The sequence below is a fragment of the Micavibrio aeruginosavorus genome (assembly GCF_051245535.1).
Classification (GTDB): Bacteria; Pseudomonadota; Alphaproteobacteria; order Micavibrionales; family Micavibrionaceae; genus Micavibrio; species Micavibrio aeruginosavorus_D.
In genome coordinates this window covers 2,364,434-2,390,900 of record NZ_CP195303.1, presented here as the reverse complement: position 1 = coordinate 2,390,900, position 26,467 = coordinate 2,364,434, and the positions used below count along the sequence as shown (strand labels likewise).

The following is a 26,467-nucleotide window of genomic DNA, read 5'->3' as shown; positions in this document are numbered from 1 at the left end:
GATCGTACTTACAAAATGATCGTACTCCACTAACTTACCCTTCAGACAAGAAATTTGAAGGAGGACTCGTGATGAAACCGCAAAAAAACAATGCACCCGCCACCAAAGCGATAAAGCGTGTCATTCGCAACACACAGGCCCATTGGGTTGGTGATGGCTTCCCCGTCACCACGATGTTTTCGTACAACGCGCAAGGCGCGGAGGTCAGCCCGTTCCTGATGCTGGATTACGCGGGCCCCGCGACATTTGAACCCTCCGATCGTCCGCGCGGTGTGGAACAACACCCGCACCGTGGGTTTGAAACCGTCACCATTGTGTATGACGGCGAGGTCGAGCACAGCGATAATGCCGGAAACAGCGGTAAAATTGGCCCCGGCGACGTGCAATGGATGACCGCCGGGCGCGGTATCCTGCACGAAGAAATGCATGGCCGTGATTTCACCGCGCGCGGCGGCACGCTGGAGATGATCCAGCTCTGGGTCAATTTGCCGGCGAAGGATAAAATGACCGCGCCCGCGTATCAGGAAATTATCAGCAAGGATATTCCGGTGGTAACCCTGCCCGATCATGCCGGAACGCTGCGCGTCATTGCTGGTGATTATAACGGCACGACCGGGTCCGCCCGCACCTTCACGCCCATCAATGTCTTTGACATGCGATTGAAAGCGGGCGGCGCAACGACACTGTCCCTGCCCGATGGTTTTACCACCATGGCGCTGATTTTGCGGGGCGCAGTGCGGGTTAACGGGTTGAAAACGCTGAACTCCCGGGATCTGGCGCTGTTCGATGTGGCGCACGAGGATATATCAGTAGAAGCCCTTGAGGACTCCGCGATTCTGCTGCTGAACGGCGCCCCCATCGATGAACCGATTGCCGGGTACGGTCCCTTCGTCATGAACACGCAGGACGAAATTCGTCAGGCGTTGGACGATTACCGCGCCGGACGATTCTGATGACCCACCACCTTTAAACAAGGAGCTTGAAAAATGTTCGATAAAAAATCCGTCGGAAAAAACAAATGGATGATTGATCCAGATGACGCCGTCATGCTGCTGATCGATCACCAGAGCGGATTGTTCCAACTGGTCCGCGATATAGAGCAACCCGTATTGCGATCCAACGTGACGGCGTTGGCGAAGGTTGCGCATCTGGCCAAAATTCCGACCTTTACCACCGCGTCGGTGCCGGATGGTCCGAATGGTCCGCTGATCCCGGAAATCCACCATTTCAATCCGGATGCCGTGTATATTCCGCGCACGGGCCAGATCAATGCGTGGGACAATCCGGCTTTCGTCGAAGCCATTCGCAAAACCGGGCGTAAAACATTGCTGATCGCCGGAACATTGACCAGCGTGTGCATGGCGTTCCCAACGCTGAGCGCGATTGAAGAAGGCTTCCGCGTTTTCACGGTCATTGATGCCTCCGGGAACTGGAGCAAGATGGCCACCGACCTGACGCTCGCCCGCGTGCAGCAGGCGGGTGCGATGCCGATTGACACCTACGCCGTGCTGGCCGAAATCATGAGCACGTGGAACCGCGCCGATGCGATGGATTTTGCGGCGATCATGACTGACCATATCGTGCCACCCTATCGCGCACTCATCGAAAGCTATCAGAAAGCGCAGGACGTGGAGAAAAACGGCCACGAAACGCGGCTGGAAAAGCTGGAAGCGACCTTGCGCAAATCAGCCTAGAGAGGCCCCACACCCCTACAAAACCCCGCAGAAATGCGGGGTTTTTTATGCCCCATAAAAAGGCAATAAAAATACCTAAAAAGCTGGGCATTTTTAATTGGACCCTAATTCTTTAGGCGTAGATTGGGGGCACGGTCGCGAAAAACCGATAAGAAATCAGACAGAGGGGATAAGACCATGGCCAAAGATCTGGCGGAGATGAGTGCAGACGAACTGGTAAACCACTTGAATGACATTGCACCCCCCGGATCAGAGATGACCGAGGCCGGTGAGCAAACCATTCAGGCGCTGGAACAGCAAGGCGCCGATTTTGACCCGACCGTCGATCTGCCCGCACCGGGAACAGAGATTACGCCGGAAGGTGAACAGGCCATTCAGGATTTCCAAAATCAGAACCAAGAACAAGCCATGGATTTTGAAGATCCAACAGTCAGCTTGCCCGCACCCGGCACCGAAATCACCCCGGAAGGCGAACAGAATATTCAGAATTTCCAAAACCAATCGAACGAGCAGGATCTGATCAACATGATCGAAAGCCTGCCCGCCGCCGGAACCGCGTGGTCGCAGGAAGCCGACGATGTGGCCGCAAAAATGGAAGCCTGGAAAAATCAGGACACGCTGGGCCCCGCCGAGCGCGGCGTGATTGGCACCCATTTTAACCAAAGCGCCACCGGGGCCTATCAAAACCCGGGCAGTGCCCCGGCCATGGCTCCAGAGAACCGGCCCGCGCCGACCGGACCAAGCATGGCAGCCCCCGGCATGTAAGCGCAACAGGATTACAGAAAACCCCGCCATCACCAGCGGGGTTTTTCGTTGCGGTTATGCACAAGACCGCTCATACTTTTGTCATTGAAAATCAAAACGGTAGAAACCATGAAAAAGCTTTTCCTTTGTCTGGCTTTATGTTCCCTGACACTGCCCCTCACCGGGTGCAGCTCCATCGCCAAGGGTGTCACCGAGGCCATCATGGAAGACAAAGGAAAAACGGAAGATACGCGCATCTGCGAAATTGGCGGCCCGGCCTTTGCAGGGGTTGAAAACAGCGTCGCACAAAAAGCCACCGAAAACGCACCTGGCGTCACCAAGGTTCTGATGGTTCACGGCATCAGCAAACACCTGCCCGGCTATTCCGCGCGGTTCCGTGACAAACTGATCGGCGCCCTGGGGCTGGACAGCATGGACCCCACCATCAAGGAAATCACCATGAGCAGCGCAGAGAAAGATGGCGATGGCGCCGGCATCCTGCGCATCTCCCGCCATTTTTCCAGCGCGAATAACCGCGAATTGCTGTTCTATGAACTGACATGGTCCAGCATTGGTGATGCGGACAAAGAAGTCATCGCTTTTGATGATTCCGAGGCCTACACCTATCGCCGGGCCGGATTGAATAAAACCCTGAAAAAAATTCATGAACGCAACGGTTCCGGATCTTCTGGTCTATGAGGGCGAGAAGAAGGGATTAATTGATAAGTCGATTGGTCAATCCGTCTGCTGGTCGTTCAAGAGCACATGGGATGATTTGCCCGACGCAGGCGCGCATTATTGCGATGTGTATGACAATAAAATCGCCAACAACATCAAACAGGACGATTTCTTTATCGTCACGCACAGCCTGGGCAGTCGCATTACGATCGATACGCTCAACCGCTTTGCCGCCGACCGCGAACATTGTGAAGAATGCAAAAAGCTCGACGGCCTGAACGCCACATTACAAAACGAAACCATCACGGTCTTCATGCTAGCCAATCAATTGCCCTTGTTGCAGGTCGGGCAGAAACAACCGACGATCACAGGCGTGACGGGAGAGTATTGCATGCCCGATGGTGCGCATTACAACGAACGCCTGATCGGCAAAGTGCGCATTGTGGCGTTTAACGACCCGAACGATATTCTCAGCTACCCCATCCCTCCGGATTATGCCGATAAATATATCGACAGCCGCTTTTGCCCGGAAATCGTCAATGTCGATATCAACGTGGCCCAACCCAAAGACTTGTTTGGCGTAACCGAATTGGCCAACCCACTGGAGGCGCATGTTGGTTATCTGGATGACGACCGGGTTTCGGCCCTGATCACCAATGGCCTGGACCGCAGCCACATGAACCCGCTGATTACAGAACGATGCAACTGGACTGAATATGCAACCAAGCAGAAAAAGTAAAATCATCGCGGTTCTGCGTGCCCTTGGCCTGAGCCTTGTGATCCTGATCCCATCCATCTTTGTGGGCTTGGCGCTGTGGTATCGTGCGCCGGGGCAGGGATTGTTCGGCTTGGGGGATGGCAGTTGGCTGGCCGCCGGGCTGTGGGCTGCTTATGTCGTTGCGACACTCTACTACGCGTTGTTCACATGGCGCCGCCCGCTGGCCACCGGGGCCTTTATGCTGGCCATGGCATTGGCCGTGATGTGGTGGACAGCGATCAAGCCGCAAAATTATCGATACTGGATGCCGGAGGTTGCCAACATTCTGGCCGCCGATATCGACGGCAATATGGTCACGATCAAAGACGTGCGCAATTTCACATGGCGCAGTTTGGATGATTATGATGCCAAATGGGACCAACGCACCTACGACATCGACACCATCACATCGGTTGATTTGTTCTTATCGTATTGGGGCATGCCCGCCATTGCCCACACGCTGGTCAGCTTTGGCTTCGCAAACGGCGACCATCTGGTCTTTTCCGTTGAAATTCGCAAGGAAGAGGGCGAGGTCTATTCCAATCTGGCTGGATTTTTCAAGGAATACGAACTGGCCCTGATTGCCGCGGACGAACGCGACATCATCTATCTGCGCACCAATGTCCGCGGTGAAGACGTGTACCGTTATTCCATCAAGGCCAAACCCGAATCGATGAAGGCCCTGTTCCTCTCGTACCTGAACACGGGCAACACCCTGCGCAAGGCCCCGCAATTTTACAACACGCTGACCGCCAACTGCACAACCATTGTGTTCAGCATGGCCCAAGCCATCGTACCGGGTCTGCACATGGACCCGCGCGTGATCCTGTCCGGTTATCTGCCTGAATATATGCACGAACGCGGCGGGCTCAACGCCCCCGAAGGGGCCACCTTGACCGACATAAAATCCGCCGCCGCCATCACCGCAAAAGCCCGCAAGATTAACGGCGCTGACGGCTATTCGCGGCGGATACGGGCTGAATAAGCTCGCCTAACTCGTCGTCGGCGCCAGATCAAAAACCTGCCGCGGCAAACGCTCGCGCAAAAGCATGCAATAGGTCGTGATCATAATATTGAACATGGACTGAATCAGGATTTCGACATCCTCATTTCCGCAATTGCGCGCTTCTTCCTTTAAATACTGCAAGGAATCCACGATCCCTTTGATTTTGTCGTAGTCGTACCCCTTGGTTTCCATTTCTTTATCTTTCACCTGCTTTACCTTTTTCATCGCTTCCTCGCCTACGCAGTTCAAACTCATAAAACGAGTATAGGATGGACAGGAAAAATCAGGCATCACGAAGATCCGTGATGGGGGCATTAAATTATTTTAAATCAAACACTTATCAAACCAAGCGAAATGGCCTTCACCGCGGCAAGGACGCGGCTATTCGCTCCGAGCTTTTGAAAAATTTTTCGCATATGCGTGTCAACGGTGTTGTGACTTATGTTCAGAATGACCGCAATTTCCGCATCTGTCTTTCCCGCGGCGGCCCATGTCAAGACTTCACTTTCCTTATTCGTAAGCACAATATGCTCGACCGCAGAATCCCGGCGCATCAACCGTTTGTAGGCAACATAAAAATGACTGCAATATGCCGTCACCAAATCGACATTCCCATCAAACGCATCTTTTTTTTCAGTGGTCGCCAGACCAATCCCGGCGATTTGATTGTGAGGGCCGTGAAATGGCGCACACAGGCCATTTCTCAAACCGGCGTCCTCTGCCAACAATAAAAACTGCTTTTGGGTCTTGGTTAAACTTACCAATCTGTCCAGATCTGACCACAAAAACGATTCCGACCGCACAGATCCAAGCGTCATAACCGGATCAATATATTGCAGTTTTTTTTCATTATAATATTGAACCCAATCGTCAGGGTAGCTGTAGGCAATACCAAAACCGGCCTTTTTATCAATATCCAAATGATCCGTCATCATGCCAAAAACAGCGCGGTTAAAACCATGCCTTCCCACAGCTTTCATCAAAACTGAGAATAAGGCATCCACGGTATCTGCTTGATTGGCGGCCCTCAGGTAATCTTCAAAAAAATAATTATTTAGCCCAACCATCGCAACGCCCCCAACAATTCAAACGCAGATCAAATATGAATTAGCCCCATTGAAATCGCCTTCACGGATGCAAGAACGCGACTATTTGCGTCCAATTTTTTAAAAATCTTCCGCATATGCGTATCAATGGTATTGCGACTGAGATTGAGAATAACGGCAATTTCTGCGTCCGTTTTCCCCGAAGCGGCCCACGTTAAAACCTCACGCTCCTTGGCCGTTAGAACAACGGTCGCCAATTGCTTTTCCTGTCTGTGCAGACGCTTATATGCGACATAAAAATGATTGGCATAGGCTGAAATTATATCCAGATCACCGTCACAAGCGTCCTTTTTCTCTGCTGTTGCAAAGCCCAGTGCCGCAAGCTGGTTGCCCACGCCTCGCAAAGGAACGGCCACGCCATTACGCAATCCCGCATCATCCGCCTGTTTCAACAGAACATGCTGATCCTTTGTCATTCGCATCAATCGCGGCAGATCGTCCCAGCAAAAAATTTCACTTTGTGTACTGATGCTCAGCGTCACAGGATCAATGTTTCCGTATCCTTTTTCAAAATAATAATCCATCCAACTTTCAGAATAACTCCGCACAATGCCAAAATCAGCTTTCTGTCCGATATCATCGTGATCTGTAATAAGAGCAAACAAGGCACTATTAAATCCATGCCGGCCAACAGCCCCCATCAGCACAGAGAAAAGTTCATCCGTAGAGGCGGCTCGATTGGCCTCTCTCAGATAATCTTCAAAAAAATAATTATCCAACCCGACAGTCATAATTATTTACGCCCCGACACACATAAAAAAACCCCGCCATCATAGCGGGGTTTTTTTAAAAAACAAAAGTAAGACAACGGATTGTGTTATTCTTTACCCATACAATGGCACATCATGAATATGCACATCTCGCGCTGCATGCTTTCTCATGATCTCGGCCGCCGTATTTTCCTGCTCCGGGGCGCGCAGATGGACCCACAACGGCAACCCACCCTTGCGGATTTTATCCCGCAGATCTTGATCACGCCGTTCGGAAAAACCACGCGCCATCATAATGCCGATAATGGCACCGATCGCCCCGGACGCAATGGCGGCCACGACGGCATGCGCCAACGTTCCGCCCTCGGCCACGACGATCCAGGTCGATGCAATCACGGCCAGATACATGGGGATGGCGATAAACGCCCCCTCAATTTCACCAACCGTTTCATCGGGCAAGAAGGTCGTGCGCGGCGCGGACGGATCATCTTCCAGTTCACGGACATCGCGGTATTTCCGCCCGATCTTGGCTTTTATTTTTTCCTGATCAGCCAGAACACTTAATTCATGACGCATAAAACCATGTGATTGCAGGTCATCCATGGCAGCTTGCAGGTCATCGGTATTGCTGAAGACACCCACCGCCTCATGCACCATAACAGGATCATCATTCCCTGCTTTTTGAACACGTATCATAACGGCACCTCATCCCTTTAGAGTGAAGTCAAAGCCCCCTCTAACTAAGGTTTTCCGCGGATTGCAAATGTCAAGGAACCAGGAAAAATTAGGACATCCTACAAATATATTTAAATTTTTAATCAATCTGGATAGACACAAAATCTTTCGTAAATAAAGCGCGCAGCCTTATTTCACGGCCCAAATTGTTCTCTGTATCGCCCCCTTTGAACGTGTTAACCTTAAACAGAATAGCGCGATAAAAATGGCGCATGACATGGATATAAAAGAACTGGACGGGCATTACCAAGTGTCCGTGAAGGGCCACGGCAAGGGCGTATATTCACAAAAGACCGTGGGCGCGCACCATACCATTGAAAACGGCTCCATCACGGGCACAGATGAGTACGGCGTATTACACAGCGGCTCGCTTACCGCGATAGACGACGACCATGTCGCGTTTACGATCAGGATCGACCCGCTCGAAAACAAAGAGATCATTACAACACTTGAAAACGGCCTCCTCAGTGACGGCGCCCAGACCATTAAAGGCACCTATACAATCAGCCGCAAAGACGGCCAGATTCTCCTAACAGCCATGGAAGAACATGGCGGCGTAACCGGCGTGATTACGTGTAAGAGAACTTAATTCATGGAGAGGTTAGCACCACCGAGCAAGGCAGCCCCAGAATCCAGAAGAAATAAGCAGCAGGCCACTGAGTTATAAGCCTCAGCATCTGCGGATATGCAGACGCGCATGAATTTCACATAATTTTCACACAAGCGCTCATATCGTATTCACTGAACGTGGAGCCCTCCTTGCACAACCATGGATAATAAGTATCATTTAACGATCTGTATGCAACAATGACTGGTTCGTTATGCTTTACCTCAAAAGGAACCATAACATGCCTGCGGGAATGGCTGAAAAAAAGTTAAAAACAGAACACAAGACCGGAAAAATCATTCAGAGCCTGGCGTGCGCTGTCTTAGTTTTTGGACTGGCAGCGGGCGTTTTCTTTAATTTTCTGGAAGAAAAAAAACAAGAAAAGAGCATTGATGCCATTCAAGAATCTATTTTGGCTTTAGAAAAGGACATTCAGCGCCAGTCTGAAAATAACCAAAGAAAATATGATTCACTAAATGAAGGAATGCGAGACAAAGAACGAAAGATCAGTCAGGCATTTGAAGATATAAAGACGGTTCAGGCGGCAACAACAGAGAATAAGAATCTCCACGCGAAGGTTGAAAATTTTGTCGACACTCTATTAAAATCAAATTCTTCCGAAAACATTGGAAAACCCAAGCCCTTCTCATATTACAGCGGAGCTGATTGGCAGAAAAAGGTCACGAATTTTTTGACCGAGCATGAAACTCTTTTAAATGAAGGGTGGAGCATAACCGGAGGAATTAACGAATTTGGGCCGTTTATATCTGTCCGCGAATCCGGGAACTTTATTGTGAATGGCCTTTTTTATCAGGGCATAAACGGTTACCGATTTGAGAACAGCCTCGCAAATGTTGTTTTTGTGACAGCGCCCGGCCTCGCTGCAATGACTCAGGACACGATGACTATACGCGGCGATGCTCAGATGGATAGCGTTCTTTTGGATGGTTGCCTTGATTGGACAAAAGAGAGCGAAGCGAGTGGCTTTTCCGTGTGGAAAGCAAAGGATAATGAAGGGGAGATAAGACGGGTCAAAATGACCGCTACAATTCCCGCTTCTGTTAAAGAATCTTGTGAAAATAATTATCTCGAGAAAGAGATGAAAAACCGTCTTGCCCAGAATCTGCGTGATGACAAGATGGCCAAACCATCTGCATTTTCCAAAGAAAACAGATATAACGATCTTCCTGCAGAAAAAACTTTTGGGGGCGTGGGAATTAAATTTAGAAAGACGAAAGACGGGCTGCATATCACAGAAATCTTACCCAATACCCCCGCTGAAAAAGGTGGGCTATATTCCGGCGATATGATCGTCAAGATCGACCAACGCCCTGTCCATGACATGAGCCGCCAGCAAGTTGTAGAGGCCCTTCGTGGCCCTCCGGGGACATCCGTCACTCTTCACTATATGCCCTCAGGAACCCTTTCTACCGTAAGGGACACAGCCTTAATTCGGAGCGTTATCTCGCTAGAGGAATGATTTAAAGCAGGAGAATTTTATGCAGGTAAAAAATGTCATATTGATGGGGGCGCTCGTGCTATGCTCCTTGTGCAGCGTCGCGCATTCCGAAGAGGCCGCATCAGCGAATGCTTACGCCTCATTTTCTGACATTCCCGCCCCGCTGTCACGCAGGCTGATGACATCGCAATATCACGAGCAATATATTGCTCAAGTGCTCGGTATAATTCGCCAAGGTGCGCAGGACAAAACTTCATTAACCCCTGACGATATAAACGCATTGAAAGAAAAGCAGAATAACGAGCTGCGTCGAAGACAAGTGCAAAAAATTATGACTTACGACACTGACTTTGACGGGAAAGTGACCCGTAATGAGGTTGTATCCTCGCTAACAGCAAGGAATGAAAAACATATAGACAGAAAAACTGATCAGATTATGGCCACCGACATCGACAATGATTCTGTTATTATGACAGATGAAATGTCGACAATAAAAGAGAATAAAGAGAGTGGCGGCGGCTCTGGCACATCGCTTGAATTGGCTGAGGTTTTGGCGTTAGATCCCAACAAGGATGGAAAGCTATCGATTCTTGAACTCGCGACAATGGCCGAAAAAGCGTTTCGCACTTTAGACGTCAATGCAGATGGAATATTGTCAGAGACAGAGATTGCAGATATGCGAAAAGAGGCCAACGCTCAAGCTGAAACGTCAAGAAAGATATCATCAAATTGCTCCTTACCCAAACCCCAGACCGATGAAAAAATTATCTTCATTGGCGTTTATGAAGGCAACACCGTTTCTACCGTCTCTGTAGCAGGACAGACCGCAGAAACAAATGTGATCCCCGTTCAAATTGATAAGGGTTCAGAGAAACTATACATCGTCACATCGGCGTTTTCGCCAGTCATTTGGCAGTTAACGGGCGATACAGATCGTGTAGAGCGCATTATTTTGGCTGGCCGATCAATGCCGGAGGGAACAGACAACAATGACATTGGCGGGAACTACATCAATGCAGGCGTAACTGGAGTATCACAGAATAAGGTGACGTTCCAGCGGGCCCGAGATTGCGGATTGCACACAGGATACGACAGCCAAGACAATAGAAAAAAGGAAACCACTTTAAATGTGCTTAAAAAACTTTTAGGCCGCTCCCCTGACTTATTTTTCTCCACGTATGGCGTGACTGGATTACATATCTTTGGCGATCGGATTAATTCCGATATATCAGCCAAATTGGAAGATCAACAAAAGCAAGCCCCTGACGGATTTGAGAAAAATCTTTGGGCAAAGCATCTTCGATATATGCCTGGTGGATTGATTGATTTGAAGGCGGCTGATGTTGTCTCCGATGGTCCTGTTGTCCGCTATGACGTGTTGCCTAAATGGGCAGGCATGGCCAAACTGGCCCATGATGGCGCAATTGTTCCAGAGAGCGGGCGTGGCTCTGTGGGTGTCCGGATAACGGGGAAGGGGCTACCTTCTGTGACGGTGATGGGCGTGGATGGCGTTGAGAATATTCAAATGAACAACACGGCCTCTTCCCAAATTCAATTTGAAACGGCAAATGTTTTCAAGATTGTAAAGAGCATCCCATATTTTCCTTCGGGCCTTTATGGGGGGTATTCAACAAAATTCGTACTGGGTAAAGGCGTGGCTTTGCCAAAGGGAAATCCCGGACATTCTACTGTTATTTCAGAAGAAACAGGGAATGTTATATCTGAGCCCTGAGCCATTCTCTATAAATGCTCTTATATCTGGAGTGCACACAGATAGCCTGCAAACAATACACGGCGGGCAGATTAGCGGTTGCGCGTCGAGTTGAGGTTTCGTGAAAATAATGGTGCCGCTGAAGGGAATTGAACCCCCGACCTTGTCATTACGAATGACCTGCTCTACCCCTGAGCTACAGCGGCGTACTGTTTGTAAGAAAACAGACCGGATGCCTATAGCGCATTCCCGCTATGGAGCGCAAGGGCGCAGAGGGGAAATTCTGGGGTGCGGGGCAAGACTCCTTGCGTAATCTGGAAAATAACACATCCTAAACCCCTTCCTATATTGCATTTACAGGCGCGAGGGCCTATATCAACCCCCGGAAGGTCGGCGCGGGCGGACAGTTCGCCAATCCGGTCAGGGCCGAGAGGCAGCAGCCGTAACGAAATTTGCCGGGTCGCGTTCGGCCTTCCACTTAATTCTTTTTCGTAATATTCACCTTCACCCTCTGTATCCACCTGCCATGCGCCCATGCGTGGGATGCGGGTTGTTTTCATGCGTCCGCAACCCTTACGATTCCCTTGCGAGGGGTGCATTTTAACGGTATTGTACGGACCGGGTTCGAGGCATTCAAAACCCCGGAATCATTCCGCCGGCCGCGGCATGGATCCGTTTATACACACGTGCTTTTCATTGAATAAAGGAGACGACTATGGCCACCGGGACCGTCAAATGGTTCAACACCACAAAAGGATTTGGTTTCATTCAGCCCGACGATGGCGGAAGCGACGTGTTCATTCACATCACCGCTCTGGAACAAGCCGGCATTCGCGGCTTGAAAGAAGGCCAGAAACTGAACTACGAACTGGTCACCAGCCGCGGCAAAACCGCAGCCGGGAACATCCAGCTGGCAGACTAAGTCTCCATACATTCATGAAAGCGGCCCGCTGATTGAAGCGGGTCGTTTTTTATTGGGCTCGTTTTATTGCGCCAGAAGAGTCGCGGCAATGGCCGCCGCCTGTTGCCGAATATCAGGCATGGCGGTGGTTTCGATAAAGGCCGCCCCCAGAACCGGACCCAACCCATAAAGCGGCGCGTGCGCGTGCAGGCGCAGGGACGCATCGTCGTAAATCCGAATCGCCGGGCCATCCACATTTAAGACGCCCGTTTCAACCAATGTGGCGCTCAAGCTGCCCGGCGCGAAGGGATCGGAGCGGTACCCCAGCGCGGAAATCACCGCGTCACACGCGTGATCCACCCCACCCACACCGACAATGACGCCGTTATTGCCATCGCCGCGCACATAATCCGCCCGGCCATGGTGGATGGATAAACGGCCCGCGCCCATCAAGTCCTGCAGACGCAGGGCCACGTGCGGCGCCATGCGATGGCGATGCACCGCCCAATAGGGCAACACCCGGCGCAACCGCGCCCGTTCAGACAGCGAAAGCCCGCGCCAGATTGTGTTGCTGAAGGGGCGCAAGGAATCCACGGCCGTGCGCCATTCCCCATCCCGCGCGGCGCGGCGCAGCGCCCGCATCATCGCGCGCGCCGTCGCGGGCAAGGCCTCGACCGCCACAAAGGGCGGACGCGGCGTCAACATCTGGGGCGCATGGGGCTGGGGCAGCAGGCCATGGCGTGACACCGCCATGATCTGCCCGTCATAGCCAATACGGTCGAGGGTCAGAACGGCATCCACCATGCTCAACCCAGTCCCCAGAATCATCACATTCTCTCCGGTGAAATCGGGGGGCGTATCATTGGGGCGCAGGCCATAAAGTGGGATGGCAGGCGGTTCCACGTCCATTCCTGGCACCCGCACCGGGGCCACATTGCCACAGGCCAGCACGACGGCATCAAAGACCTGCGTCTGATCCCCATAGGACACGGCAAGGCCCGCATCCTGTGGCACCACATTGGTCACCATGGCTCGTTGGTGGGTCACATTGACCCGGGCCAGATGGTCCCGCAGATACGCGCCATAGACCATGCGCGGCATAAAACTGTACGGCGTCACCGCCATATCCTCGAAGGACGAATCCAGCACGCGCCAGCCGGGATTGGTGTTCAGCCAATCGAGAAAATCATTGGGCTGGTCGGGCCACAGGCTCATCCCCGCCGCCGGAACGTTCAGCACATGCGCCGGGTCACGGGTGGCATAGGCCACACCCAGCCCAATCACATCCGCCGGATCGAAAATGGTGATGGACGGGGCCGCTATACCCGTCTGGGCCGCGGCCCGCGCCAGATGGGCCGCCAAAGCCACCGCCGCCGCGCCGCCGCCAATAATGCCGATATGAGATTGTTTTTGCATGGTATCAGACCCGGTCCTTTGCCCGGGATGATAACGCCTGGCTATTGACGAAGACAAGCCCGCGCCCGTACTCTTATAGACAGGGCCGAATCACTGGCCCCCTTCCGCGTTTTTCATTCTGCTCCTTCTGCTCGGATTTCAATGTCCATGTCGTTTTTTCGGGTCCCTCGCCCCACTCTAAACCGTCTTTTTTGCAGCACAGCCATGATGGTGTGCGCGCTGACGCTGTCGGCGTGCGGCGGGTCGGATGCGGAAGAAACAGGCGTGGTGCGCACCGCAAATCAGATTTGCCCGATGACCATGACCGAAGCGTCCCCTGATATGCAGCCCGATATGCAACCGGCGCGCGGCATGAATGTCAGCCCTGAAGCTTTGTTCGCCGACGATATTCAAGACCCAATGGCCCGCATCAAACGCGCCGAAGCCGCGATTGTTGACCTGCACCGTGACATGAACGCGCTGCACCCATCGACAACGGTTGCCGCGGCCACGAATTTAACACCGCAGGATCAAGTGCCGCCGCCCGCGCCGATCATGGCCGCCGGAACCGCCGCGCCGCAAAGCCTGTCGCCGATTGTAAATGAACCCACACCCGTCCCGACGGCCACCGCCACCCCTGTGGTCAGCAAACCGTCTCCGGTGATGGATGAACCCGCCGTTAAAACAACCGCGCCCGTACAAAGCAAAATTGCCGCGCCGTCCGGCCCGGTAATCAGCGCCCTGCGCATTGGTGAACATACGGGCAAGACCCGTCTGGTTCTGGATGCCGGGTCATCGGTGAAATTCACCACCGATCTGGATAACAGCGAAGACTTATTGCTGGTCGAACTGCCAGGCATGAAATGGACCGCAGCGAAAAGCGGCACATCGTCATCCCCCGCGATCAAGTCATGGTCGACGCAAGCCATGGATAACGGCACGGATGGCACCCGTCTGGTCCTCGTCCTGCGTCAGGATGTGGCCATTACGGACAAAAGCATGATCGCGCCGGATGCCAACGCGGCCCATTACCGCGCCGTGATTGATTTGAAACATCAGGGCACGATCCGCAAGGCCGCGCCGAAAGTAGCGCCGCAAGAAACACCTGAACCTGTAAAGGCCGCAGAACCGAAGGCAGAACCGGCCGCCGCCCCGATCGCCACAACACCGACCCCGGCAACGGCGGAACCCGTAAAAACGGAAACCGCTGCGCCACAGGCCGCCGCAACAGCGCCCGCCGCAGGCACAGCCCCAGCGACAACGACGGCGACGGCGACGGCGACGGCAACAGCCCCGGCTGCCGTTACAACACCGGAACCAACCGCAACAACACCGGCCGCGCACGTTCCGCCACCATCCACCCTGTCGGCCCCGGCCCCCAGCACAACAACGGGTACAACAGCGGGCACAACAACGGCCACCCCCAAAACAAACGTGACCACGCCGATTGAGCATGGTCACGATACGGTTCAGGATGGCGAATTGCTGTCCGGCGGACAGTAATTCCCTCACCTCAATGCTTTATCCCTGCGCCTGTTTCTTGCGCTCGGCGGCTTCGGCGGCATACACGCCCGTGCCCCGTTGCAAGACCACATCATCTGGCAACACATCACCCGGCGCATATTTCATCGGTGCGGCTTTCAAATCGGCATAGATCGGGCCAAAATCCTGATAGGTCTGTTTGAACAGATCATCGAATGAATCAATGACGAAATAGCTGGTTTGGAAATCATCAATTTTGTATTTCGTCTGCATCACCCGTTTCAGGTTAAAGCCGATTTTGTTCGGGGAATCGCTGTCCGCCGCAAAAACGGTTTCGCCGGGCGATGACAGGATGCCCGCACCATAGATGCGCAGACCTTCATCCGTTTTCATCAGGCCAAATTCAACCGTGTACCAGTACAGGCGCGTCAGGTTGGTAATCACCCCTTCATTCATCGCGCGCAGGCCACCCTGACCATAGGCCTGAATGTAATCGGCAAACACCGGATGGGCCAACATCGGCGCATGGCCGAACACGTCGTGGAACACGTCGGGTTCTTCCAGATAATCCATCTGGTCGCGGCGACGAATAAACGACCCAGCCGGGAATTTACGATCCGCCAGAAGCTGGAAAAAAGGCGCGTCGGGAATCAACCCCTCAACCGCGACAATTTCCCACCCGGTCAGGGCCTTTAATTTTTTATTCAGTTCGGTAAAACGCGGAATTTGCTGATCGCCAATGCCCAGCGCATCCATGTTCTGCAAAAATTCCTTGCAGGCGCGGCCCGGCATCAATGTGCGTTGGCGCGCATAGAGCAAGCGCCATGTTTCATGTTCTTCCTCTGTGTAATTGTCCCATCCCTGATCAATCACATATTTCATCGCATCGGCGGCCACACCGGCCCCCAGCGGGTTTCCTGAATCATATTCGCTCATGCTCTATGCCTCCCTTAAAAAATTTTGTTCTTACGCGGCTTTAAAATGCGGGCCGTGAATAATCTCCAGATCATCCGGCGCATCGGGCTGCATTTCCGGCGATGCGGTCTGGAACGCGGTCATTGCCATGCAATTGGCCTCAATCTGACGGCAGATCGGAAATTCATTCAGCGGTAGGTTATAACGGCGCAGATTGTACATTTGCGGCACGATGCACAGATCGGCCACGCTGACCGCATCGCCATTGGCGAATTTTCCGGTGCGCCCACAATCATGCAACATGGTTTCCACCGCGCGCATGCCATCCAACGCCCAATGGCCATACCATTCGTTCTTCTGGTCTTCCGACGCATCAAACATCGTGCCCAGTTTTTTCAGAACCTTCAGGTTGGTCAGCGGGTGGATGTCCGTGGCAATGGCCAGAGCGACCTGCCGCACATAGGCCTGCCCCTGAACATCATCCACGGGGGACAAAGGCGGGTTGGGCGCGATATTGTCGATATAATTCATGATGGCGAGGGATTGCGACACGCGAAACCCATCATGGTCCAGCACCGGCACCGCCGCCATCGGGTTGATCAGGCGGTACATGTCCGCAAACTGCTCCCCCTTGGCCAGATGCACGGGCACGGTTTCATACTCGACCCCTTTTAAATTCAGGGCGATGCGAACACGGTACGCGGTGGAGGAGCGGAAGTAACTATAGAGTGTAATCATGATGCTTGGACGACCTTTTGCTCAATCGCGCCAAAGACGGACGCGCCCTTTTCATTGATCATTTCAATGCGGATCACATCGCCAAATGCCATGAACGGCGTGGTCATGGACCCGGTTTCGATTTTTTCGATCATCCGCGTTTCGGCCAGACACGCCACGCCGGCGGAACGGTCGCGGTTGGAAATGGTCCCCGACCCGATAATCGCCCCGGCGCGCAGGGGGCGCGTTTTCGCGGCATGGGCCACCAATTGGCCAAAATCAAACTGCATATCCACGCCCGCATTGGGTTTGCCCACGACGCGGCCATTGAGGGCGCAGATCAGGGGCAAATGAACTTTCCCGCCTTTCCATGCCGCCCCCAATTCATCGGGCGTGACGGCCACGGGGGAGAATGCGGATGGTGGTTTGCTCTGGAAAAACCCAAACCCCTTCGCCAATTCGGCGGGGATCAAATTGCGCAGCGACACATCGTTCATCAGCATGATCAGGCGGATTTGCGCGGCGGCTTCATCCGGTGTCGCCCCCATCGGCACATCGCCGGTAATCACAGCCACTTCGCCTTCGAAATCGATGCCGTATTCTTCGCTGGTCACAACAATATCGTCGTTCGGGGCCAAAATGGGGTCGGACACGGCCTGATACATCAGCGGATCATGCAGGAATTCCGGCGGCATTTCGGCCCCGCGCGCTTTGCGCACCAGTTCAACATGGTTCAAATACGCACTGCCATCCGTGATTTGATAGGCGCGGGGCAGCGGAGCGGAACAATTCGCCGTATCAAATTTTTCGACATCCTTAACCCGACCGGAATTCAACGCATCGGACAGAATACGCAAATCTTCCTCAACATCCGCCCAATTATCGAGCGCATATTGCAGGGTTGGGGCCACATCAGTCGCCGGGGCCCAGACGGAAAGGTCGTTGGCCACAACCATCAACCACCCGTCATGCCCACCTTTATAGGACGCTAGTTTCATTATTCTCGAACTCTCTTTTTCCTCAGCATTCCCGCGAAAGCGGGAATCCACACCGTACCCACCACCACCCCATGGATCCCCGCTTGATCCGTCCCCCGCAAAAGCGGGGATGGCGCGGGGATGCTCAAAATGGGTGGCGCATCTCTATTTAAGCATTCGCGGCCTTGCCATCATCCAAAACACCGCGGCGGATTTGGTCCAGCTCGATGGATTCGAACAGGGCCTTGAAATTGCCCTCACCAAAACCTTCGTTGCCTTTGCGCTGAATGATCTCAAAGAAGATCGGGCCAATCGCATCGCGGGTGAAAATCTGCAACAACAAACCCTGCCCTTCCGTCGGCGCACCATCCAGCAGGATGTTGAGCGATTTCAACCGCGTCACATCCTCGCCATGGCCCGGCACGCGCTTGTCCAGCAATTCATAATAGGTAGCTGGCGTGGATTGGAACGGCACGTTCTGCGCGCGCATCATTTCCACGGTTTTGTAAATGTCGTTGGTGCCCAGCGCGATATGCTGGATCCCTTCGCCGTTATAGCGTTTCAGAAATTCCGCGATCTGGGATTTATCATCGGATGATTCATTCAGCGGAATGCGGATTTTGCCGCACGGGCTGGTCATCGCTTTGGATTTCAGGCCGGTCAGCTTGCCTTCGATATCGAAGTAGCGGATTTCGCGGAAATTGAAGATATCTTCGTAAAACTTCGCCCACACCGCCATGTTGCCGCGATGCACGTTGTGCGTCAGGTGGTCGATATAGGTGAAACCAACGCCCGCGGGGTGCTTATCCACGCCCGGATAAAATTCGAAATCGCGGTCATACATGCCATCATTATCAATGAAGTAAATCAGGCATCCACCAATCCCCTTGATCGCCGGAATGTCATCACCCATCGACCCGCCGTGATTTTGCACGCGTTCCGCGCCGCGTTTGACCGCATCTTCAATCGCCTTTTTCGCGTCTTTCACACGGAAACCCATGGCGCTGGCACCCGATGTGTGGATCGCCTGAAATTCACCCGGCTGCCCCGTGGTGTCATGGTTGATCAGAAAGTTCACGCCGCCCTGACGATAGAGAACAACATTGCGGGTTTTGTGTTTAGCGACCGCCGTAAAACCGAAATCGGCAAACAGCGTCTCCAGAATTTTCGGCTCTCCCGTATATTCCACGAACGCAAAGCCATCGGTGCCCAACGGATTTTCAAAAAGATCAGCCATGATTGTTCTCCCCTGTTATGAATTGTGGGGAGAAGGGTAGGCGATCCAGCCCATTCAATCAATGATGGGAAAACATCATACACGCATTGCAATATGCCATAACCACGCACAACACCCCCGACTGTCATCCCGAACGCATGTGAGGGATCCCCTCTGCTGCAATGCTTGGTTTTTAAGGTGAGATCCCTCACATGCGTTCGGGATGACAGGGTATAATTATGCCTGGCTTACAGAAATGCCAGACAGACAACCCGCTCTTTCGGATCACCCTGTCGTTGCCGAATAGGCGAGGCATGCAGCGTCGGCAAATGCGTTTCCGGCCAGTCGCCGCCACGCATCAGGCACACATCCCCGGCGCGGGTCTGCCACCCCAGATGATCGGCAATGGCGGCGCCGTTGGGGCCAATATCGTCGTCACGGACGTCATCTCGCTGACGCCAGACATCCTGGCCGTTATGGCCGGGGACGCGGATCAATTCATCACGGCTCAATTCGCGCACGATGGTGCCGCCACCGCGCAGCGCCATGGTCAATGTAATACCGCCCGGTGTTGGGGCCGCACGAGAAAAATCTCCAGAAAAATTCGGAGTCATAAATTCATACCCGCTATCCAGATGCCCATTGGCATTATCACCATCGGCCACGCGCACATACATGGCGGGCGGTGAAGCAAACACGCCGTCCATCGCGGTCAGAAGATCGGTAACATCATGGCCCGCGACGCGGTTGAAATCGGATGCGGCGAACACATCCTGACTTTTTTCCTTGGCTCGCATCACGGCAAAACGCCCATCGGCCAAGCGGCCCAGTTCATCGCGGTTGGGGGACATGGTTTTCAAAAGATCGGCGGCGCGGTCGGCGGATTGGCCCGCTGTTTCACTCTCGCGCACAATCACGGCGGCCTGATAGGCCGGGTCGAGCAACGCATCGCGCGCCGCGGCCATCGCGGCAGCCAGATCGGTGCGCCCGTCAATAACGGCGATAAAATCGGGATGATCGTTCAGCGTGACCTGTTTCATGAGCATAATTTATCCAAATTGTTGAATTATGTCAAATAAATACCCGCCCTTGCCCTAAACCAGCCGCCGTTTTACGCTTTGCGCGTCATTATTCGCAATCGCAACAAAAGGATACAAACCATGACCAGTCTGACCGGAAAAACCGCCCTGATCACCGGATCGACCAGCGGCATCGGATTGGGCATTGCGACCGCCATGGCCGAAGCCGGGGCCAATGTGGTTTTGAACGGGCTGGGCGATGCGGCAGAGATTGAAAAAATCCGCCTGAGTTTGGAGAAGGATCACGGCATCCGCGCGCTCTATCACGGGGCCGACATGACCAAGCCGGACCAAATTCGCGACATGTGCGAAAAAGCCATCGGCGTTTTTGGCACCATCGACATTCTGGTCAACAATGCCGGCATCCAGCATGTCAGCCCGATTGATGAATTCCCCGAAGATAAATGGAACGCCATCATCGCCATCAATTTGAACAGCGCATTCCACACGACCAAGGCCTGCCTGCCCGGCATGAAGAAAAAAGGTTGGGGCCGCGTGATCAACATTGCCTCGGCCCACGGCCTTGTCGCATCACCGTTTAAAAGCGCGTATATCGCCGCGAAACACGGCCTTGTCGGCATGACGAAAACGATCGCGCTGGAAACCGCGACGGACAACATCACCTGCAACGCCATTTGCCCGGGCTATGTCCTGACCCCGCTGGTGCAAAACCAGATCAAGGATCAAGCCAAGGTGCATAATTTGCCCGAAAGCGAAGTCGTCGAGAAAATTATGCTGACCCCGCAACCGACGAAGAAGTTTGTTGAGGTGGAACAATTGGGCGCGTTGTCGGTGTTCCTGTGTTCCGACGCCGCATCGAACATCACCGGCACATCCTTGCCCGTTGATGGTGGGTGGACGGCGCGGTAGTCGCTTTTTAAAACCACGAATGGACACGAATATATACATTCGTCATCACCCGGTTTATCCGGGTGATCCATACCAGCCTATGGATTGCCCGAATAAATCGGGCAATGACGAGGGTAGAAATACAATGCGCGCTCCCTCATGGCTCAAAAAAATAAACGCCCCCATCAGGAGGCGTTTATCGCAATCTTAAAAATCAAACCTTAGTTCAAGCCATACGACTCAAACGATTCATGCGCTTGGCGCTTCGGCTGACGCGGATATTGGCATTCGCGGGTGGCGTCCGTTTGCGCGGCGCTTTCAACGCGGTCCGGGCCTACGGCGGCGCGGGAGAAATCCATTCCGGTGGTTTCGGTCTTCTGGGTTTTCGTGGTCATGTTTTTATCCTTCGCTCTGTTCAACGTGGCTTTGCGGCCTTCATACCGGGGTTCAAGCTACGCCTTTTCCCATAAATCGTCAATTTTCACACCTTGTGCAGCGCACACCAAACAAACATCGAATAAGGCCTTGAAAAATAAAAGAAATAATCCATCATTATCCCCTCATGCGGCGCATGCCGCCTGTGCGTTCGCAACATGGGTGCAGACTTGCCGCACGCCGCGTTTCGGCCTAGTTTGCCGCCAGAATAGACTGCGTAATATAGAGTACCCCCCTCACCAGCATCATGGATGTATGTGACACTATGGCCAAAGCCCCTGCCCCGACGAAACTTCACCCCCTCATCACCAAAGCTGTGAATGCGTTGCCGCCGAAGGCGCCGCAGGCCCTGAAGGACTTCGCTGAGATCCTGTTCCAGCGCACGTCGAAAGACGATCTGGAGATGATGGACCCGAAGAACATGGCGCTGGCCGCGCAACTGCATTTCGACATGATGAATGCGCGCAAAGTGGGCACGCCGGATATCCGCATCACCAACCCGACGATGAAGAAAGACGGCTGGGCCCCCGGTTGCACCGTCATTGATATCGTCAATGATGATATGGCGTTTCTGGTCGATTCCGTCACCGCCGAAATCACGCATCAGGCGCAGATTATCACCCTGCTGGTTCACCCGGTGATTCAGGTGCGCCGCAATGCCAGTGGCAAGGTCACATCCGTATCCGCAACAGCGGATGATACCACGCACGGCCAATCCCACATTCACATCCACCTGAACCGCGCCCTCAGCGATGCGCAGATCGCAACGTTGCATGAACGGCTGGAGCAGGTTTTGATCGATGCCCGCTTCGCCACCGGCGACTGGCAGAAAATGCGCAGCAAATTGCGCGATTGTGAAAACGCGCTCAGCCACGCCCCGGCCCATTTCGCCGATGACGCGGTCGAGGATTATCAGGGCTTCCTTGAATATCTGTACAAGGACAATTTCACCCTGCTCGGCTACCGTGAATATGCGTATGCCAAGGACAAGAATGGCAAGATGGTGGCCAAGGCCGTGCCGGGGTCGCATCTGGGCCTGTTGCGCACGGAAGTGAAGACCAACATTTTCCCGGAAGGGCGCGAAGCCCTGCCCCAGCATCTGGCCGAGCTGCATAAAAATGACGAGCCGTTGCTGATTTTCAAAATCCATCGCAAATCCACTGTACACCGCCGCGTGAATATGGATGCCGTGATGGTTCGCCTGTATGACAAGGGCGGCAAGATCAAGGGTGAGGCGCTGTTCGTCGGCTTGTTCACGTCCGTGACCTATTCCCGGTCCATCCGCGACATTCCGTATTTGAGCCGCAAGACCCACATGGTTACCGACCGGTCCCATTTCGCCAGCGGCAGCCACAACCACAAAGCACTGGCCCATATTCTGGAGAAATACCCGCGCGACGAATTGTTCCAGATCGACGTGGACACGCTGCATGACTATGTCCTGTCCATGTTGCGCCTGCAGAAACGCCAGCGTATTGCGCTGTACACCCGTCTGGATACGTTCAGTCGTTATGTGTCATGCCTGGTTTATGTTCCGCGTGAATTGTATGACACGACATTGCGGATGCGCATGCAATCCATTCTGGAAGACCGCCTGAACGGCACATGCGATGATTATTACGCCAGCCTTGATGATTCCCCGCTGGCCCGCGTGATGTATGTCATCACCATCGATCCGAAGAAAAAGCCGGATTTCGACCGTCTGGCGATTGAACAGGAATTGCAGGAAGCCGGACGTTCATGGGCGGAACGCCTGAACGTGGCCTTTGCCGAAAAACTGCACGAAGATGCGCAAATCGCACATCTGACCGAAAAATATGGCCGCGCGTTCCCCAGTGCGTACCGCGAAACCTATATCCCGAAAAGCTGCGTCCATGATGTTTTCAAGATCGAGGAAGCGTTATCGACCGGTATTCTGGCCCGCGACCTGTACCGGTCGCACGGTTTGCCGGACAATGAACTGCGCCTGAAACTCTATCGCGCGGATAAACCCGTTATCCTGTCCGATATTCTGCCGATGCTGGAGAATATGGGCCTGCGCGTGATTGCCGAATTGCCGTTCGAAGTCCGCCCGCATGGCACCGACACCGCCATCTGGATTCACGATTTCCAGATGGAAACAACCGGACCGGCGATGGCGATTGATAAAATCAACACACCGTTCGAGGAAGCCCTGATCCGCATCTGGAACCGCGAAACGGAAGATGACAGTTTGAACCGTCTGGTGGTCTCCGCCGCCATGAACTGGCGCGAAGTCACCATCCTGCGCACCTATGTCCGCTATATGCGGCAGGCGGGCGCGACCTATTCCAACCGCTTCCTTGAACGCGCGCTGACCGATTATCCGGCAATTGCCCGTTTGCTGGTCGATTTGTTCATGGCCCGCCTGAACCCGGCCCAACAAAAAGACGGCGATGCCGCGCTGGATAAAATCAACAAGGCGATTGAAAAAGAACTGAACGCCGTGAAATCGCTGGATCAGGATAAAATCCTGCGCTCCTTCACCGCGATGATCAATGCAACCCTGCGCACCAACTTCTTCCAGAAGGGGGCCGATGGTCAGCCGAAGCCTTATCTGTCCATCAAACTGGACAGCGGCCAGATCGCCGATTTGCCGGACCCGAAACCGTTCCGCGAAATCTTCGTCTATTCCGTGCGGATGGAAGGGATTCATTTGCGCGGCGACCGCATTGCGCGTGGCGGCATCCGCTGGTCCGACCGTCCGGAAGATTTCCGCACCGAAGTTCTGGGCCTGATGAAAGCCCAACAGGTGAAAAACGCCATTATCGTGCCGATGGGGGCCAAGGGCGGTTTCGTCCTCAAGAACCCACCCACCACCGGTGGGCGGGAGGCGTTCATGGCCGAAGGGATCGAATGCTATAAAATGCTGGTCCGCGGCATGCTGGACATCACCGACAATCTGAAAGGCCACAAAGTTGTGCCGCCGAAGGATGTCGTGCGCCGTGACGGGGATGACCCGTATATCGTCGCCGCCGCCGACAAGGGCACGGCCACCTTCTCCGACCTCGCCAACAGCCTGTCTGCCGAATATGGCTTCTGGCTGGGCGATGCGTTCGCATCGGGCGGGTCCGCCGGATATGACCACAAGAAAATGGGCATCACCGCCCGTGGTGCGTGGGAATCGGTGAAACGCCATTTCCGTGAACTGGGCCAGAATATTCAGGAAACGCCGTTCGACGTCATCGGCGTCGGCGATATGGGCGGCGACGTGTTCGGCAACGGCATGTTGTTGTCGCCGCATATCCGCCTGATCGGCGCGTTCAACCATGTTCACATTTTCTGCGACCCGAATCCGGATATCGCGAAAAGCTTTGCCGAACGTCAACGCCTGTTCGACGCGGTGAAGGGCTGGGAAGCATATGATGAAAAACTGTTGTCCAAAGGTGGCCGTATCTACAGCCGCGCGGACAAGAGCTTGAAACTCACCCCGGAAATCATGGCCCAGTACGGCATTGAGAAAAGCGAAATCTCCCCCCCGGACCTGATCCGCGCCATGTTGAAAAAACAGGTTGATCTGCTCTGGTTTGGCGGCATTGGCACGTATGTGAAGGCCCCGCACGAAACCCATGCCGATGTGGGTGACAAGGCCAACGATGCGTTGCGCGTCAACACATCCGACATTCGCGCCCGCGTGATTGGCGAAGGGGCCAATCTGGGCGTCACGCAAGCGGCCCGGAACGATCTGGCCCGCCGTGGCGTGCGCCTGAACGCGGACTTCATCGACAATTCCGGCGGTGTGAATTCGTCGGACGTTGAGGTGAACATCAAGATTTTGATGACCGCCGTGATGCACGATGCGGAAAATAAAATGACTCTGGCCAAACGCAACACGCTGTTGGCCAGCATGACGGATGATGTGGCGGGTCTGGTCCTGCGCAACAACTATCAACAGACGCAGGGCATCAGCCTGATGGTCCACCGCGCCTCCGACACATTCACGACGGATGTGCAATTTATCCGCGATCTGGAACGCGACCATGGCCTCAGCCGTGCGTTGGAACATTTGCCGGACGAGGAAGAAATCGAACGGCGTCGGTCCACGGGCATGGGCCTGTTGCGTCCAGAACTCTGCACCCTGCAATCCTATGCGAAAATTATGTTTACGCGGGCTTTGCTGGATTCCGACGTTCCGGATGAAAAGGCCACGCATATCTGGCTGTCGGATTATTTCCCGGCCGCCTTGCGGAAGAAATATGACACCGAAATCGGCAAGCACCGCCTGAAACGCGAAATCGTCGCCACGGCAATTGCCAATGGCGTGGTCAACCGCCTGGGCGCGACGTTCGTCAAATCCAAAATGGATTCGTCCAGCGCCTCCGCCGCCGATGTCGCCCGCGCCTATATCATTGTGCGGGAAATCTTTGGCCTGCGCGCGCTGTGGGATGCGATTGAAGCCTTGGACAACAAAGTCCCCGCCGAAATCCAAACCAGCATGCTGGCCGATCTGGCGTACATGGCCGATCACTCCGTAACATGGATGCTGACCCGTTTGGGCCGCCGTCCGAATATCGATGCGGATATTGCCAGCTTTACCCCGCGTGTTAAAGCACTGCGTGACGCGGTTGAGGATATCGCCACCCCGGCGATGCTGGACACGATGAAGGCGCGGATGGAGGCCCTGAAAGCCTCCGGCGTTCCGGCGTCACTGGCCCGCAACATTGCGATGATCCCGGTTCTGGATTCCGCCTGTGATATCATCCGGATTACGCTGGATGGTAAAACCGACCCGATCCAGACCGCGAAAGCGTATTTCGAAGCCGGCGAACATTTCCACATCGACTGGCTGCGCAGCCGCGCGGACGAGATCGAAGTGCGTGACCGCTGGACCCACGAAGCCCGCGAAGGGTTGATCGAACGCCTGTTCAGCGTACAGGCCGCCATCACCCTGCGCATCCTCAAGGATTCGGCGAAAGCCAATGCCAAAAAGGGTGCGAAGGATTCGTTGCTGCAACAATGGTTGATCCAGCATGCGGACAAGGCCGAACAAATCACGCCGCTGCTGGCCACCCTGCAACAAGGCGGCGCGGTGGACATCCCCCGCCTGATGATCGCGGAACAACGCTTAAGCCATCTGGCCAGCGCCGCGGATTAAAACCAAAAAACAAAAACCCCGCCGATTGGCGGGGTTTTTTGTTGGACCACGAATGGACACGAATACACACGAATACACACGAATACACACGAATACACACGAATAAGTGTCCCTGTCATCCGTCATCCCGGCGAAAGCCGGGATCTTCCTCCGCATTGTAAGTGTTTGAACCGCAACGGAC

The 26,467-nt window shown here is 54.0% G+C and carries 24 protein-coding genes, 1 tRNA gene and 1 other RNA gene; 14 read left to right on the top strand and 12 right to left on the bottom strand.

Annotation, left to right across the window (positions count from 1 at the left end):
- Window positions 1-71 precede the first annotated feature (71 nt).
- From ACSC94_RS11405 to ACSC94_RS11380, 6 genes are all read left to right on the top strand, one after another.
- Window positions 72-953, top strand: a complete 882-nt coding sequence (locus tag ACSC94_RS11405; RefSeq protein WP_435640962.1) for a pirin family protein — start codon at window positions 72-74, stop codon at window positions 951-953.
- 33 nt (window positions 954-986) lie between these two features.
- Window positions 987-1,694 (top strand): isochorismatase family protein, encoded by a 708-nt coding sequence (locus ACSC94_RS11400; protein ID WP_435640961.1) that lies wholly within the window; start codon window positions 987-989, stop codon window positions 1,692-1,694.
- A 177-nt stretch (window positions 1,695-1,871) separates the two neighbouring features.
- Window positions 1,872-2,459 (top strand): hypothetical protein, encoded by a 588-nt coding sequence (locus ACSC94_RS11395; protein WP_435640960.1) that lies wholly within the window; start codon window positions 1,872-1,874, stop codon window positions 2,457-2,459.
- Window positions 2,460-2,567: 108 nt separating this feature from the next.
- The gene (locus ACSC94_RS11390) at window positions 2,568-3,137 is read left to right on the top strand and encodes a hypothetical protein (RefSeq protein ID WP_435640959.1); all 570 of its coding nucleotides are present in this window, start codon (window positions 2,568-2,570) and stop codon (window positions 3,135-3,137) included.
- Window positions 3,103-3,855, top strand: coding sequence for a hypothetical protein (locus ACSC94_RS11385; protein ID WP_435640958.1), 753 nt, complete (start codon window positions 3,103-3,105; stop codon window positions 3,853-3,855). The genes ACSC94_RS11390 and ACSC94_RS11385 overlap by 35 nt, the downstream gene beginning before the upstream one ends.
- On the top strand, window positions 3,833-4,858 hold the full coding sequence (locus ACSC94_RS11380) for an Lnb N-terminal periplasmic domain-containing protein (protein ID WP_435640957.1): 1,026 nt from the start codon (window positions 3,833-3,835) through the stop codon (window positions 4,856-4,858). Before ACSC94_RS11385 ends, ACSC94_RS11380 begins: the two co-directional genes overlap by 23 nt.
- A gap of 6 nt (window positions 4,859-4,864) precedes the next feature.
- Here the strand turns inward: ACSC94_RS11380 and ACSC94_RS11375 are convergent, their stop codons facing one another.
- The 4 genes from ACSC94_RS11375 to ACSC94_RS11360 form a co-directional block, all read right to left on the bottom strand.
- Window positions 4,865-5,170, bottom strand: coding sequence for a hypothetical protein (locus tag ACSC94_RS11375; RefSeq protein ID WP_435640956.1), 306 nt, complete (start codon window positions 5,168-5,170; stop codon window positions 4,865-4,867).
- Window positions 5,171-5,208: 38 nt separating this feature from the next.
- Window positions 5,209-5,946, bottom strand: coding sequence for a helix-turn-helix transcriptional regulator (locus ACSC94_RS11370; protein ID WP_435640955.1), 738 nt, complete (start codon window positions 5,944-5,946; stop codon window positions 5,209-5,211).
- A 29-nt stretch (window positions 5,947-5,975) separates the two neighbouring features.
- Complete coding sequence (locus tag ACSC94_RS11365; RefSeq protein ID WP_435640954.1) at window positions 5,976-6,716, bottom strand: helix-turn-helix transcriptional regulator; 741 nt, start codon at window positions 6,714-6,716, stop codon at window positions 5,976-5,978.
- Window positions 6,717-6,809: 93 nt separating this feature from the next.
- Complete coding sequence (locus ACSC94_RS11360; RefSeq protein ID WP_435640953.1) at window positions 6,810-7,391, bottom strand: hypothetical protein; 582 nt, start codon at window positions 7,389-7,391, stop codon at window positions 6,810-6,812.
- 244 nt (window positions 7,392-7,635) lie between these two features.
- Between ACSC94_RS11360 and ACSC94_RS11355 the strand changes: the two genes are divergently transcribed.
- From ACSC94_RS11355 to ACSC94_RS11345, 3 genes are all read left to right on the top strand, one after another.
- Window positions 7,636-8,019 (top strand): hypothetical protein, encoded by a 384-nt coding sequence (locus tag ACSC94_RS11355; RefSeq protein WP_435640952.1) that lies wholly within the window; start codon window positions 7,636-7,638, stop codon window positions 8,017-8,019.
- A gap of 259 nt (window positions 8,020-8,278) precedes the next feature.
- Window positions 8,279-9,517 (top strand): PDZ domain-containing protein, encoded by a 1,239-nt coding sequence (locus ACSC94_RS11350; RefSeq protein ID WP_435640951.1) that lies wholly within the window; start codon window positions 8,279-8,281, stop codon window positions 9,515-9,517.
- Window positions 9,518-9,536: 19 nt separating this feature from the next.
- Window positions 9,537-11,228 carry a hypothetical protein gene (locus ACSC94_RS11345; RefSeq protein WP_435640950.1) on the top strand — a complete coding sequence of 564 codons (1,692 nt, stop codon included), beginning with the start codon at window positions 9,537-9,539 and terminating at the stop codon, window positions 11,226-11,228.
- A gap of 110 nt (window positions 11,229-11,338) precedes the next feature.
- Here ACSC94_RS11345 and ACSC94_RS11340 read toward each other — a convergent pair.
- A tRNA-Thr gene (locus ACSC94_RS11340) sits at window positions 11,339-11,413 on the bottom strand.
- Window positions 11,414-11,591: 178 nt separating this feature from the next.
- On the opposite strand from ACSC94_RS11340, the gene ffs reads away from it, so the two are divergent.
- Both ffs and ACSC94_RS11330 read left to right on the top strand, forming a co-directional pair.
- An RNA gene (ffs, locus tag ACSC94_RS11335) (signal recognition particle sRNA small type) lies at window positions 11,592-11,686 on the top strand.
- Window positions 11,687-11,922: 236 nt separating this feature from the next.
- Entirely contained in the window at window positions 11,923-12,129 is a 207-nt protein-coding gene (locus ACSC94_RS11330) for a cold-shock protein (RefSeq protein ID WP_435640949.1), read from the top strand.
- Window positions 12,130-12,192: 63 nt separating this feature from the next.
- Here the strand turns inward: ACSC94_RS11330 and ACSC94_RS11325 are convergent, their stop codons facing one another.
- A complete protein-coding gene (locus ACSC94_RS11325; RefSeq protein WP_435640948.1) occupies window positions 12,193-13,524 on the bottom strand; it encodes an FAD/NAD(P)-binding protein in 1,332 nt (443 codons plus the stop codon).
- Between the two features lie 204 nt (window positions 13,525-13,728).
- On the opposite strand from ACSC94_RS11325, the gene ACSC94_RS11320 reads away from it, so the two are divergent.
- Window positions 13,729-15,006 (top strand): hypothetical protein, encoded by a 1,278-nt coding sequence (locus ACSC94_RS11320; RefSeq protein ID WP_435640947.1) that lies wholly within the window; start codon window positions 13,729-13,731, stop codon window positions 15,004-15,006.
- A gap of 18 nt (window positions 15,007-15,024) precedes the next feature.
- Here ACSC94_RS11320 and phhA read toward each other — a convergent pair whose 3' ends face one another.
- The 5 genes from phhA to ACSC94_RS11295 all read right to left on the bottom strand — a co-directional run bounded on the left by phhA (window position 15,025) and on the right by ACSC94_RS11295 (window position 19,856).
- A complete protein-coding gene (phhA, locus tag ACSC94_RS11315; protein WP_435640946.1) occupies window positions 15,025-15,921 on the bottom strand; it encodes a phenylalanine 4-monooxygenase in 897 nt (298 codons plus the stop codon).
- A gap of 30 nt (window positions 15,922-15,951) precedes the next feature.
- Window positions 15,952-16,638, bottom strand: coding sequence for a maleylacetoacetate isomerase (gene maiA / locus ACSC94_RS11310; protein WP_435640945.1), 687 nt, complete (start codon window positions 16,636-16,638; stop codon window positions 15,952-15,954).
- Window positions 16,635-17,615, bottom strand: coding sequence for a fumarylacetoacetate hydrolase family protein (locus tag ACSC94_RS11305; protein ID WP_435640944.1), 981 nt, complete (start codon window positions 17,613-17,615; stop codon window positions 16,635-16,637). The genes maiA and ACSC94_RS11305 overlap by 4 nt, the downstream gene beginning before the upstream one ends.
- Before the next feature lie 148 nt (window positions 17,616-17,763).
- Entirely contained in the window at window positions 17,764-18,831 is a 1,068-nt protein-coding gene (gene hppD, locus ACSC94_RS11300; protein WP_435640943.1) for a 4-hydroxyphenylpyruvate dioxygenase, read from the bottom strand.
- Between the two features lie 227 nt (window positions 18,832-19,058).
- Window positions 19,059-19,856 carry a hypothetical protein gene (locus ACSC94_RS11295; protein ID WP_435640942.1) on the bottom strand — a complete coding sequence of 266 codons (798 nt, stop codon included), beginning with the start codon at window positions 19,854-19,856 and terminating at the stop codon, window positions 19,059-19,061.
- Window positions 19,857-19,970: 114 nt separating this feature from the next.
- Between ACSC94_RS11295 and ACSC94_RS11290 the strand changes: the two genes are divergently transcribed.
- Window positions 19,971-20,759 carry a 3-hydroxybutyrate dehydrogenase gene (locus tag ACSC94_RS11290; protein WP_435640941.1) on the top strand — a complete coding sequence of 263 codons (789 nt, stop codon included), beginning with the start codon at window positions 19,971-19,973 and terminating at the stop codon, window positions 20,757-20,759.
- Window positions 20,760-20,959: 200 nt separating this feature from the next.
- Here the strand turns inward: ACSC94_RS11290 and ACSC94_RS11285 are convergent, their stop codons facing one another.
- The gene (locus ACSC94_RS11285; protein ID WP_435640940.1) at window positions 20,960-21,133 is read right to left on the bottom strand and encodes a hypothetical protein; all 174 of its coding nucleotides are present in this window, start codon (window positions 21,131-21,133) and stop codon (window positions 20,960-20,962) included.
- A 305-nt stretch (window positions 21,134-21,438) separates the two neighbouring features.
- On the opposite strand from ACSC94_RS11285, the gene ACSC94_RS11280 reads away from it, so the two are divergent.
- Entirely contained in the window at window positions 21,439-26,286 is a 4,848-nt protein-coding gene (locus ACSC94_RS11280; protein ID WP_435640939.1) for an NAD-glutamate dehydrogenase, read from the top strand.
- The last annotated feature ends 181 nt before the right edge of the window (window positions 26,287-26,467 follow it).